The organism is Roseobacter sp. HKCCD6576-2 (assembly GCF_013179285.1).
GTDB classification, from domain to species: Bacteria; Pseudomonadota; Alphaproteobacteria; order Rhodobacterales; family Rhodobacteraceae; genus Rhodophyticola; species Rhodophyticola oceani.
This window is the reverse complement of sequence record NZ_WVNW01000006.1, coordinates 40,876-53,474: the sequence shown is the minus strand read 5'-3', so window position 1 is coordinate 53,474 and position 12,599 is coordinate 40,876. Positions and strand designations below refer to the sequence as shown.

At 60.8% G+C, this 12,599-nt stretch carries 11 protein-coding genes and 1 riboswitch; all 11 genes read left to right on the top strand.

Annotated features, from left to right (window positions below):
- Positions 1-197 precede the first annotated feature (197 nt).
- The 11 genes from GTF44_RS18215 (at position 198) to GTF44_RS21990 (ending at position 12,576) form a co-directional block, all read left to right on the top strand.
- Positions 198-1,721 carry an ABC transporter substrate-binding protein gene (locus GTF44_RS18215; RefSeq protein WP_171562282.1) on the top strand — a complete coding sequence of 508 codons (1,524 nt, stop codon included), beginning with the start codon at positions 198-200 and terminating at the stop codon, positions 1,719-1,721.
- On the top strand, positions 1,718-2,401 hold the full coding sequence (locus GTF44_RS18210; RefSeq protein WP_171562281.1) for an ATP-binding cassette domain-containing protein: 684 nt from the start codon (positions 1,718-1,720) through the stop codon (positions 2,399-2,401). The genes GTF44_RS18215 and GTF44_RS18210 overlap by 4 nt, the downstream gene beginning before the upstream one ends.
- A gap of 41 nt (positions 2,402-2,442) precedes the next feature.
- Entirely contained in the window at positions 2,443-3,120 is a 678-nt protein-coding gene (locus tag GTF44_RS18205) for an ABC transporter ATP-binding protein (protein ID WP_253261340.1), read from the top strand.
- Positions 3,117-4,055, top strand: coding sequence for an ABC transporter permease subunit (locus tag GTF44_RS18200; protein ID WP_171562279.1), 939 nt, complete (start codon positions 3,117-3,119; stop codon positions 4,053-4,055). Before GTF44_RS18205 ends, GTF44_RS18200 begins: the two co-directional genes overlap by 4 nt.
- Positions 4,048-4,845: an ABC transporter permease gene (locus GTF44_RS18195; RefSeq protein WP_171562278.1), complete on the top strand. Its 798-nt coding sequence runs from the start codon at positions 4,048-4,050 to the stop codon at positions 4,843-4,845. Before GTF44_RS18200 ends, GTF44_RS18195 begins: the two co-directional genes overlap by 8 nt.
- Positions 4,838-5,734, top strand: a complete 897-nt coding sequence (locus tag GTF44_RS18190; RefSeq protein WP_171562277.1) for a DMT family transporter — start codon at positions 4,838-4,840, stop codon at positions 5,732-5,734. Before GTF44_RS18195 ends, GTF44_RS18190 begins: the two co-directional genes overlap by 8 nt.
- Positions 5,735-5,858: 124 nt before the next feature.
- A riboswitch (cobalamin riboswitch) is annotated at positions 5,859-6,084 on the top strand.
- Positions 6,085-6,328: 244 nt separating this feature from the next.
- Entirely contained in the window at positions 6,329-6,628 is a 300-nt protein-coding gene (locus GTF44_RS18185) for an ATP-binding cassette domain-containing protein (protein WP_171562275.1), read from the top strand.
- 275 nt (positions 6,629-6,903) lie between these two features.
- On the top strand, positions 6,904-7,716 hold the full coding sequence (locus tag GTF44_RS18180; protein ID WP_171562272.1) for a TcpQ domain-containing protein: 813 nt from the start codon (positions 6,904-6,906) through the stop codon (positions 7,714-7,716).
- Positions 7,713-9,200, top strand: coding sequence for a secretion protein (locus GTF44_RS18175; RefSeq protein ID WP_171562270.1), 1,488 nt, complete (start codon positions 7,713-7,715; stop codon positions 9,198-9,200). Before GTF44_RS18180 ends, GTF44_RS18175 begins: the two co-directional genes overlap by 4 nt.
- Positions 9,200-10,564 (top strand): hypothetical protein, encoded by a 1,365-nt coding sequence (locus GTF44_RS18170; RefSeq protein ID WP_171562268.1) that lies wholly within the window; start codon positions 9,200-9,202, stop codon positions 10,562-10,564. Before GTF44_RS18175 ends, GTF44_RS18170 begins: the two co-directional genes overlap by 1 nt.
- Positions 10,561-12,576, top strand: coding sequence for a hypothetical protein (locus GTF44_RS21990; RefSeq protein WP_216365168.1), 2,016 nt, complete (start codon positions 10,561-10,563; stop codon positions 12,574-12,576). Before GTF44_RS18170 ends, GTF44_RS21990 begins: the two co-directional genes overlap by 4 nt.
- Positions 12,577-12,599: the final 23 nt, after the last annotated feature.

Sequence of the window (12,599 nt, the reverse complement as noted above, 5' to 3'; positions counted from 1 at the left end):
CTATAATTCAGTATGTTGCGCGATCAGAAACGCGCTTCGAGGCCTTTCAATTGAATGAGGATTGTCACCCACCGGCAGGTCTTTTTTCCTTTGACGATGGGCACGCAAAACCACTGATCAGCACCGACGCGTGACGAGTAGGTCGCGATAGGCATCAACACACACCAGAAACGATCTTTAACCTAAAGGTAATTCCAATGTCCCTTTTGTCCCGGCTGACTTGTGCCGCGCTCTTGGCCTTTGGCTCCCCCATGCCGCTCGCTGCGCAAGAAGGCAGCCTAAGCATCTCCGTTGGTTTTGGCCCAACCGCCGAAGTGCCGGATCCCCGCGCAAGCTACAATGGCTGGATGTCGAACCAGACCGGTGTAACCGAGACGCTGATGGGGATCGACTATGAGTTGAACCTCTACCCCCGGCTTGCCGAGAGCATCGCGCAATCCTCCCCCACAATCTGGCGTCTGACGCTCCGCGATGGGCTCGTGTTCCATGATGGCACACCTGTGACAGCGGAGGCTGTCGTAAGCGCGATTGCGCCGATTTCAGAAGAGGGGCACCCGGGCCATAATGCACGGATTGCAAACCTTCTTGATCTGGCCAGTATGGAGGTTGAGGGGGAACGTGTCGTTGTATTCGAAACCAATACCCCAAACGCGGCTTTTCCGTGGTCGTTGTCCGAACCTGGTATCGCGATCGTTGGTCCGGTTTCCGCCGCTTTCCCAATCAATGGAACTGGCCCCTATATCTTCCGCGAAGCAATCCCTGAGCAGCTTTATCGCGTTGAGGCAAATTCCAACTACCGACTGGGGATACCAGGTCTCGCGGAAATCCGGGTTGTGGTCGTTCCCGACCCGAGTGCGTCAGCATTGGCCTTTGAGGCGGGAGAGATCGACTTGGTGATCAATTATCCCGAAGCTGACTACGCCCGGATCGTGGAAACCGGGGCGCAAGGTTTTGCGGCCCCGACGGCACGGCTCTACTTCTACACGATCAATGCGCGTTCTGGTCCGATGGCGAACCCGCTCATCCGCCAAGCTGTATCGTTGGCAATTGATCGCCAAGGGGTGGTCGACGCTGTTTTGTCTGGTGTCGGCGGCGAGCCTGCCGGGACGGTTTTCCCCGCCGGAATGGGGTGGGCGACCGATGTCGAGCCTACCTATGACCCCGTGCGTGCAGAAGAGCTTCTGGCTGCAGCTGGAGCCGTCAAAGAAGGCGGTGTCTGGATGCTCGATGGCGCGCCACTTGAAATTGACATCGTGACCTATTCTTCCCGGGCCGCATTGCCGCCCACGGCCGAACTGACCCAAGCCTTTCTGCAAGCAATTGGTGTTGCCGCAAATGTGCGTGTCGGCGAATGGGGTGCCAGTGGCGACTTAATTGCTGAGGGTGAAGCAGATCTCTTCCTGCAGGCCTGGATTACCACGCCGCAAGGCGACCCGGGCGCCGTTTTGGAAACTCTGCTGTCTTCAGAAGGCGCCTCAAACCCTGGCGGCTACGCCAACACAGAGCTTGATCAGTTGCTTGCCGCGGGGCGCACCACCTTTGACCAAGCGGAGCGCGAGGGCATCTTCGACCGTGTTCAGGAGATCATTGCTGCAGAAGCCGTGCTAATCCCTGTCTTCCACGTGAGTCAGGTCAGTGTTTCGGTGCCTGGGTTGGAAGGTTATGCCGTTCACCCGACTGAGACATATTGGGTCACCCATGAGACGACGTTGACAGAATGACCCTCACAGTTTCTGACCTGAGTGCGGTGCGCTCAGGCCGGACCATTCTTCATCCGACATCAATCGACATAGAGCCAGGCGACCGAATTGGTTTGGTTGGGTCTTCTGGCTCTGGGAAGTCGACGCTTGGCCATGCTTTGGTGGATGATCTGCGGCAGCGCGGTCATGCGGTTGCGTTTGTGCCGCAAAATCCCGATGAAGCCTTGGATCCGCTTCGGAGCATGGCTTTCCACTGGCGTGAGGCGGAGAAGGCACAAGGGTTGGAGCTTGGCGCCGCCGACAAAGGCTCGATCTTTTCGGCATTGAAGATCGAGGGTGGAGATCTGCAGAAGCGTCCCTGGGGCTGGAGCCGGGGTATGCAGCAGCGTTTTGTCATTGCCATGGCATTGATCGGAAAGCCGGAGCTTGTTGTTCTTGATGAGCCGACTTCGGCACTTGATCCCATTGTCGCTGCGTCAAGCATGGATCTGCTCGAGCGCCATCTACAGGGACGACAGACTGCAATGGTGCTGATCACCCATGACCTTGGGCTTGCAGCACGACGGGTGTCCAAGTTGATGGTCATGCATGACGGTCAACTTGTGGAACGGGCTGCCACCGATGACCTTCTGCACAATCCAGCAACCGCGCCAGCCAAGGCTCTAGCGGCTCATCGAAATTGGATGGAACTGCCATGCTGAGGGTTGACAGAGTTTCGGTCAGGCGGGGAGCTAAGGTCACCTTGGAGGACGTTTCTCTGTCGCTAGCGCCGGGGAAGACACTGGCTGTGGTCGGCGAAAGCGGCGCTGGAAAATCGACGCTTATCGCGACGATCCTAGGCTTTCTAAAGCCCCAATCGGGTGACGTTACCTGGGCGAATGCGCCGGTTCGCGCTTGCCACCCTGCATTGGTAATGCAGGAGCCAAGGTCAGCCTTCAATCCGACGCTCACTTTGCGTCACTCTGTTCTAGAGCCGCTAGCGGTGAAGACGTACGATGCGGTACAAGCGCGTATCAACCGGCTCTGCGATGGTCTTGAGCTTGCCCCTGACATCCTTGACCGACGTCCGAGGCAGGTGTCCACCGGCCAAGCGCAAAGAGTTGGTATCCTTCGGGCTTTGATTGCGGCGTCACCGCTGGTGTTGTTTGACGAACCGCTCTCTGCCCTTGATGCGATCACGCAAAAGCACACCGCTCGGCTTATCGCTGATTTGCAGCGTGAAGAGGGTTTCGCGGCTTTGATCGTCACGCATGATCTGGGCTATGCCGTTGCCCACTCTGACGAAATCGCGGTTCTGAGGGCTGGTCGAATTGAAGAGGTGGCGACACCTGACGGTTTTGCGCGGGCGCCGGGATCGGATTACGGCCGGAAGTTGCGTGACGCGGCCATTTCACTCGGTGCTTTGGAGGTTTCGACGTGATTGCCGGAATTCTGGGCTTGCTCCTGCGAGCCGTCTTCGTTCTGGCTGGAACAGCCATCATCACATTCGGTCTCCTCTGGAATGCTCCGGGTGACCCCGCCCAAGTCATTGCTATGGCGCGGTTTGATGCCCTTCTGACAGAGGAGGTGATCAACCAAGTGCGGGAAGAGGCCGGTTTGACCCGAGGGTTCTGGACCGCATTCTGGGACTGGCTCGGGCCACTGCTTCGTTTCGACTTGGGGTATTCCGTGGTGAACGGGCGGGCGGTTGGGCCAGATCTCGTAGCAGCGATCGCACATTCCTTCCCGCTGGCGATTGCCGGGCTTGCCATTGGGCTCGTGGTATCGATTCCGCTGGCCGTGGTCGCAGCAAATAACCCGGGTGGGTGGATTGACCGTATAGCGGTGGCTGTTGCCTCGCTGGGGGCGGCGATCCCAGCCTATTGGCTTGGGCTTTTGTTGATCCTTTTGTTTGCCGTCCATTTGGCTTGGCTGCCGGCGATGGGGGCCCGCACACCTGCCCATGCAATCCTTCCAGCAATGACGTTGGGTCTGGGTGTGGCGGCGTCGCTGACGCGGATCATCCGATCCGGCATTCTCGAAGCGCGTGGTCAGCCATTTTTGCCAGCGCTCAAGCGCCGTGGCGTTTCAGCCCGCGCGATCGGACGAGATCACGTCGCTCCTCATGCCGCTGTACCAGTGATCACGGTCTTCGGATTGGAATTGGCCTTCCTTCTGGAAGGGGTCGTGATGGTCGAAGTGATTTTTGGTCGTCCCGGTCTTGGCACGTTTCTGGTCAACGCGATCGAAACGCGGGATTTCCCACAGGTTCAGGCAGTTGTTGTACTGACCGCGGTTCTTTTTGTGACCGTCAACCTCCTGATTGATGTGATCTACAGGCTGATCGACCCGAGGATAGGTGGACGCGATGCGTAGTTTGATAATCCTTGGTCTTGTTCTCCTATCCATTGCTGGTATTGGGCCGCTCTTTGCCCCTTACGACCCGACCGCAATCAACATTCCGGCACGGCTTTCAGCCCCAAGCGCTGAGTTCCCGCTCGGGACAGATGCTATTGGTCGAGACACCCTGTCGCGACTCCTGCATGGGGCCCAGTGGTCTCTGGGATTGGCGTTTATCGTTTCTGTGATTGGACTTGTTGTCGGTACGATCATCGGGCTTGCCGCAGCATTGGGTGGCAAGATCGCTGATTGGCTTGTCATGCGCACAACAGATACGTTCCTGGCCTTCCCGGATTTGGTCGCTGCAGTTGTCATTGCAGGGTTGATGGGAGCCGGGATATGGAGCCTGATCTTCGCGCTGAGCGTTACGGGATGGATGCGCTACGCGCGCGTTGCCCGGGGGATTGGATTGACCGTTCAAAACCGAGGCTATGTGGTTCAGGCGCAACTGGCCGGTCTATCGTCTCTGTCGATTGCGCGTTGGCACTATTTGCCCGCACTTTTGCCCTCTTTGACAGTGGTTTGGACTGGTATGTTTGCCCGCGCTATCCTCGGCATCTCTGCCCTTGGCTTTCTCGGGTTTGGGGTTCAGCCGCCGACACCGGAATGGGGCACGATGTTGCTCGATGCGCGCGTGCATATGAGGTCGACACCGTTGCAAATGATTTGGCCAGGCTTGGCTGTGGTGACCTGTGTCTTGGCGATCAATCTCGTTGGCGACGCCTTGCGGGATGCCTTGGCGGATCAGGCGGAGAATCATGAGTAGCAGTGATCTTCCATCCTTCGGGATCGGCTTACGCATTCTGTCGGGCCTTTTGGGGGCAGGCATGTTCGTCTGTGTCAAGGCGGTGAGTGAAGACGTCCCATTGGGCGAAATCGTCTTCTTTCGTTCCTTTTTCGCTCTTATCCCGTTGGTGCTGTTCTTATGGATCAGGGGAGAGTTTCCAAGCGGACTGGCGACGAAGCGGCCGGGCGCTCACTTTATCCGTTCGGCTTTTGGCGCTCTGGCGCTCTTCACGTCCTTCGCGGCGGTGGCGCGACTAAACTTGGCGGAAGCGATACTGGTGGCACAGCTTGCGCCAGTGCTGATGACCGTGGCAGCGGTCGTCATCTTGTCTGAACGTCTGACGATTTGGCGGGTTGGCGGGCTTGCCTTTGGCTTCCTTGGAGTTGTGGTTCTCGTTTGGCCAGAGCTGCAAGGCGGTGTGTCGGACCGCGCGCGATTGATTGGCTTTGCAATAGGCTTGTTATCCGCTGCCTTCACGGCGCTCGCCTTGATCATGGTACGCAACCTGAACAAGACAGAAAACCCTGGTGCGATTGCCCTGTATTTTGTTCTCGCATCTATGATCGGCGCTCTGCTTACCGTGCCTTGGGGGTGGGCCGTGCCGGAAGCCGAGACTATGTTGCTCCTCATCGCGGCTGGGCTGTTTGGGGGATTTGCCCATATCGCAATGACTTTGGCGTTCCGGTTTGCAGAAGCTTCACGATTGGCCCCGTTCGAATATGTCGCACTTCTTTGGCCACTCATTGCCGACTTGTTCATTTTCCGGCTGCCACTTTCAACTGCATTCATTTGGGCCGCCCCTCTGGTCTTAGGCGGCGCGTTGATCGCCGCTGCTGAAAGCAGAGGGAAAGAAAAGGCGTCCGCCTGAGGGCCGCTGCCGTGGAGCAAGTGCCCTCATAATCCTGCTGTGACGCCAGACAAACCCGACTTTCTCTGAAACCGTGTTGTCTTAGCTGGCGGTCTTTTGGGCCATTGACCACTTCACTTAGAAAGCATCAGGCCGTCCTGATGGTTCTCAAAGGCCGCTGAGTCGGCGAGATGAAATGGGAACACGGTGGGGTATAGCCGATAGGCACCAATTCCGTGACTGCCCCCGCAACTGTAAGCGGTGAGCGACCCCGAGAAAACCACTGGGCAACTTGGTTGGAGGTGCCACGGAAGGTTCGGGAAAGAGACGATCCGCGAGTCAGGAGACCTGTCATCTCGAGATTAACTGACCCAGTCGGGGTGTCCTGGAGGGAAACAAACATGTTCGACGCTGCAACTGCGCACTGACATCGCCGTATCTCAATGCCCTGCTGAAGCGGAGGCACCTATGTGCGATGCGAACGATCAAGACGGGCTTGCGATAAGCCAAGCACAACAAGGCTTCTGCCTCACCAACATGAGCATCACGTCCCTGGTTGGATGTGCCCTCGGCGCGTCTACTGCTTTGCGGGTTTGCATCCTGGCTGTGCTCTGAATGTCCAGTGTTTTTGAGATCCGCAATCTATCGCTTGGCTATCCGGGCTTGACGCTTTTCCGGGGCTTGTCGATGGATGTCGAGCGGGGTGCGACACTTGCCGTTTTGGGTGCGAACGGATTAGGCAAAAGCACCTTCGCAAAGATGTTCCTGGGCCTAATGGAGCCGCTGGCGGGCAAACTGATTTGGCCAAACGGCCTTCCGTCGGAGATTCGCTACCTCGCGCAGATGACTGAGTTCGACCCCCACTTCCCTTTACGGGTCCGCGATCTTGTGGCTATGGGCGCGTGGACACAATGACAGTCAGATACGCGCAGCCCTAGTCATAGCGGGTGTCTATCCAAGCATAGGATTTTGGAATTTCCCCAAGATGGCCCCTGGTTCTAGCATTGGGTGGAATTCGAACTGGTTGACCCTAAGTGCTTGATAAAAAAACCTCTGATATCTGCAATGAATTCAGCCTGCTCCTTGCGGGCCGTACGGGTCTATCGTTTCATCGGCTGCTTCATCCTGACAGTATGACATCCAGCCTCAGGTCGGCCATTGCTTTCGTTATCTCCCTCCTGGTGGCTCCGGTGTCGGCCCTTGCCGGGCAGCACAGTGCGAATGTCGGTGAGCTGATCCAATGTCCGGACTGGCGTCTCTATGCGCCGCCCTTGGTGCGGAACACTGAAGCACCCGAACAAACGCCGCAGGTGCTTGAAACCCCAACACCCCCGCCGCAGAGCGCCCCCAATACAACGGCTGACCAAACCTGCCGTCATGTGATCGCTGACGGTGAGACCCTGGCCCAGATTGCAGCCCGCCATCTGGGCGCTGCATCGCGCTGGCAAGAGATTGTGGCCGCCAATCCTGACCTTGATCCCGTGGGATTGGCGATCGGACGGTCCATCATGCTCCCCTGCCATCCCTCGTCCGGGGTGGGGCAGGGGGTCACTACACCCCAAGACCCCCAAGCGGTACGCCCCCGCAACGGTCTCTGGGCAACCCTCTTCGGGGGCCGATCCGGAGTGTTCTCTCCCACCGCTTCGGATCAGGTGGCGCCTGTGAGCGGGCCGGTGGTGGAAAGGCAGGGTGAACATCCTGCCCCCGCCATCGTGCCACGCCTGGGGTCTGGACCAGCCGCTCCGCCAGCGCCTCCTGCACCGATCTGGACGGCCGGCCAAGGCGAGTTTCTGGACGACATCCTGTTGCGGTGGGGCCAGGCGGCGGGTTGGACGGTCCTGATCGACACACACGACTCATGGCGCCTGCAGGTTCCGGTTCAGATCCAAGGCGAGTTCGAAGAAGCCGTCGCCGAGCTAATCCGCGGGCTTGGCCATGGCGGAGTACCGCCGCGGGTCCGCACCCACCCCAATAAAGTGCTGCGTCTCGGAGGGCCCCTATGAGACGTCTCGCAATGTCCGGTTCCGTTCTTCTGGCCATGGTGATCGGCCTCTCGGCCTGCAACATCGGGATCCGCGGCGATGCCGTGGAGGGCTTGGAGGAGGGCCGACAGCTGACGGCGGCCGAACGCAAGCGCATGCAGGCCGTGTTGCGCGGCGAGGTGCTGCAGGAGGACCGGCCTTTCTACGGATCGGCGGTCGAGGTCGATCGTGGCTCGGTGTCGGGTCATCCTTTGCCAGCGCGGGTGGAAAGTGCACGCGGGTTTGTCGTAGCTTTGCCCGGACAGACCGATATCCAGACCATTGCCACGACGATCACGGCCGCAACGGATATTCCCGTCAATATCCGCACACGCTATGTACTGGAAGACGGCAACATTGTGCGTGTGCCGATCGGCACACGCATGAACGCCCGGCATGAAGGCGCCTTGTCGAGCTTCCTCGATCGGCTGGCCGCTCGCATGGATGTCGGTTGGTCCTATGATGGCGAGATCATCACCATTGATCGCATGGTGCGGCGGACCTGGCGGATTGCCCTGCCGCTTGGGCGTACAGAAATCAGCGACACGCCCTCCAGCGGCAATAGTGGCGTGAGCGTGTCCACCACCCGCAGCCTCGATCCCTGGGCGGATCTGGAGCGGCGGCTGGCACCCCTCGCGCCGTCGCCCGCACGGGTCACACTGTCCCCGGAAGCGGGGCGGGTCGAAGTGTTCGGACCACCCTCAGTTCAAGCAGTCGTGGGGCAGGTGGTCGAGGACGTGGCAGCCACTGCGGCGATGCGGATCGGTCTGGAAGTCGCGGTCTACTTTGTCGACACCGATCGTGCAGATGAGTTTGGCGTGGGTGTCGATCTCTCGGGGAATGTCGGCAGCGTGACGACCACGCTGGCCGCGGCCGCTGCGGGCGAGGCATCCGGTGGGCTCGTGCTGTCGCGCGGGGCGTCCAATCTGGACTTCCGCGCTCTCGCAAGGGACCGATCCGTCGTCGACTACCGTCTTGCTAATTCGGTCGGGCAGTCGGGGGTTATGTCTCCGATCAGCCTGACGGAGGAGCGCAGCTTCGTGCGCAGCGTCACCACGGAAACCGATGACGACACCAATGAGACCACGCAGAGCTTCGAGATTGGCGAGCTGGAGACCGGTATCAGCATAGCGGCCCTGCCGCGGCTGGTGGGCCCGCGCCGCATTCAACTGGCGCTCACGATGACCCAACGCGCCTTCCGGGGATTCGATGAGGATGTTGAAGCCCGCAGCGGCATCCAGACCCCGACAGTCGATAATCGCAGCATGCGCAACCAGACGGTCCTCGCGCCCGGCGAAACCCTCGTCTTGTCGGGATACGAGCAGAATGTCGCGTCGGTGGGCGATAGCGGATTTGGTCCGCTGCGCCGCATGGGGATCGGCGGTGCACGTAATGCAGCGCAGCAGAAGATCCGCATGGTGGTGCTGGTGCGCCCAACGCTCATTCCATCGGGAGGGCGTGGGTGATGACCGAGTTCCCTCCCACCTTCGTGCCTGCTCTGCGGGACGTGACGCTGCCCGACGGATCGCGGCTTCTGGTCGGGCTCAATTGGGAACGGGAACCGCAATTCTCGCTGCCGGTCATCGGGCAACCGGGTATGGAACTGCGCCATGCCCGCCACCGCGCACAACTCCCAACCGACATGGAGGCGGAAGGTGCCCGGTCGCTGCTTATAGCCATGGCCAATGAACTCGCAAAGGCGCCGGCCATCGACGCGCTTGATGGCGTCTGGATGCTCCTGGCGGATGTGTCGGGCGCGGACGGCCCGGGCTACTGGCTGGCCATGGCCGAACTGATGCCCGGACCCAATGGCCTGACGCATCGGCCGCTGTTCGGTCCAGAGGACGTCTTCGCCGAGGTGGATGATCTCTGCCATGCGGTGAAGGGTATTGCTTCCACCATGCCTTTGGCCGGACTGGCCATGGCGCAGGGCAGGGCGGATCTCACCTCGAAACTGAGAGCGCGGATTAGGTCGATCATCGACGAGCTGGCGCTTGGCGACGACAACGCGATCCCGATCGAACGCGTCACGCTGCCGGATCCGGATCCACTCGATCCGGTCTTTGCGCCGCAACCGAGCGTTGGCGGGCGCGGGTTGGCCTTCGGGGGTCTGCTTGTTGGCAGCCTGGTTTTGGCCGCAACGTTGCTGCCGGTTCTGATCGTAGGGACACAGCGGCCGGAATCCGTGGTGGAAACCCCTATGGTGCGTGTCGCACCGGCCGCGGGAAGCTTCGCCACGCGCTGCACCGACACTTTGCAAGGCTGGTGGCCCCGTATCGTCGGGTGGCGCATCGAAACGGAGGGCTGTGCCCTGGACGGATTTGTGACGGACGGAACCGTGCCGCGATCCGATCTGAACGCCACGCGCCCCGAGGGCGGGCGCGATTTGCAGATGGTGGTGTGGAAGCGCTATGCTCCGTCCGGTCAGATCAATACCGTCCTGGCCAATCGCGCGGCCGAGCAGGTTCTGTCGGACTGGACCCATGGCGAACGCCGCCTCGGGGGCGACATCCTGTTGTGGCAGCTGCGGTCCGTCCCCCTCGCGCAGGTCGTCGAGCCGGAAAACCCCGTTGAAAGCAATCGACGCCTGGCCGCGCAAGTGGAAGCCCTCTGGGCGGATCAGCCCGGTTCGGTTCGACCCATTCCCGATGGCGTCTCGGTGAGAGCACCCGCCCGTGCGGACCGGATCTTCGCCCGCCTCGAAACGGTGCCGGAGCTAAGCCCGATCCGGCTGCAGAGCGATACTGGCATGGTCACCCTCGATCTGCGGACCGATTTTACCCGGCTCGTCCCCACCACTCTGTTTGACCCCAAAGGAGCCCGGCCATGATCGGCCATCGTCTCAGCAGGCTTCTCTTGACCACGGCCCTGACGGTCGTGCCCGTCTTCTCTTACGCGCAGGAAATCAACCCCGTTGCGGGTGGAGATCTCGGGATCGACTGCGACGTGCCGCGCCGGGCACCGGATGGCCGAATCATTCTGGATTGGCGCGGGGAGCGCGAGGCGCTCTGTGAAGCCGACCGCACGACGGCGCTCAACCATGCCGCACTCCTGGAAACCGTGCGCGACCGTGTGGCCCGGGCCCTCCACGAGCTGCCGCCACCGCTTCTGAACAGCTTTCTGGCCCATATGGACGCCGGGCTGCCGGTGGCCGAGTGGCGCCCGAACCAGGCCGATCTGCAATTCATCGCGGAGCTGGCGGAGACTTATCAACGCGGCACGTGGTTCAACCGGGCAGTCGATACCTGGCGAAACGGGGTTCTGGCGGACACCGGGGTGGTGCCGGAAGAGTGGGGGATTTCCGTTGCGGTCTGCGGTGTCCGGGACGCATTTGCCGGGGGGAGCTGGCAAGTGCTGACCTGGATGGACAATGCCACCCTTGGCGAACGCTGGACCCCCGAGATGGTGCAGCGCGCGGTGGCGGCCTGGCTCGATGATCGAGATGGCGAAACGGGCGCCGAACGGGCGCCTGTGGTGACAGCAGGGACCACGGATGCCCCTCTTCTGCGCCGAACTGATGGTCACGAATTAGCGCCGATGGACTGTATGGGGAATCTGTCCGGATCGCCCTGGGCGGATGCGATCCCTGAGCCTCACCTCACTATGGAGACCCGGGCCAGCGTTCGACCAAGCCGCAAGGTTCGCGTCCTGGCCTGCACCAACCTTGAAGAGGTCGGCTATACGCGGGAGGCGCGGCATCCCTGGCGGGGTGTCTTTGTTGATACGGCAGGCAATCCGGTCCCGCTGACACACGAGGGTGTGGCCAAGAATGACGGGTGGGTCGTGATCGAGAACACCTGCCGACCGCCGGAGGAACGTGATGTACTCGAGATCGCGGAATGCGAAGAGCCTTATACAATGGAGTGGACCGGAGAGCAGGTCTACGGGCGGACGCACTATTCGTTCCGGTTCCGGGAGCACCGCGCGCCGCTGACCGCCGCCCCGGAAGAACAGATCGAGGTGGTGCTTCTGCCGATCAACGGGGATGGCACCTGGACCCTTGCCGGACAACAACAGACGCCGCAGCCCAACCCGCCCTCCTTGTTTTGCGAACCCGGTGAGGCGCCAGACGGGATCGGGGGGATTGTCACGGAAACCACTTTCCCGGTGGACAGCTGTATGGTCACCCATAGCTCCAAATTCCCGGAGGGCACGCGGACCGGGCATCGGGTGCGGTACGACTTCCCGGACCATTGGAAGATATCCGATTACACCGTCGAATGGATCGAGGATCAGTGCTACATCCTGCTTCCCACCCCGCACGAGGAAACACGTGCCGTGAGGTGCCCGGCTGGACAGAACGGCCTGATCCGGGAAGGGCGCTCCTGGACCGTTTGGCACCGGCACTACGCGAACCCTGTCCTGCCTACGCGCAGGGATGAGCGCACCGTCATCCCAACCTTTGGGTTCGAGGCCAACCTGTGTTGGGTCGAAGAGCCCTGGACCGAGACCGAACGTAATTCAGGGTGCCGAATTCTGGAACGCGACATCACGTGGGGTCGCCGCAACTGGATTGATGAGACGATTGCTGACGAGCCGAAGTATCGCCGCATCAGCGAGAGCGCCTGGCGGGTCGTATCTGACAACTGCCGGCGAGGCGGCGGAGGCGACAACGGCGGTCGGGGCGGTGGTTTTGGCGTTGACACCGATGGGGACGGCCGTGCCGATGTCGAGTTGAACAACGAAACGCGGAACCGTGGCGATATCGTCAGCAGTGATCGCGACCTGCCAAGCCGAGAACGCGCGAATCGAGGCGGACGCGACAGAAGCGACCGTGGCGATAGAGGTGGGCGTGGCAACAGAGGTGGTCGTGGAGGTCGCGGTGGCGGCGGCTGGTGGTGATCAACCGCTCCAACCCGCTCTGA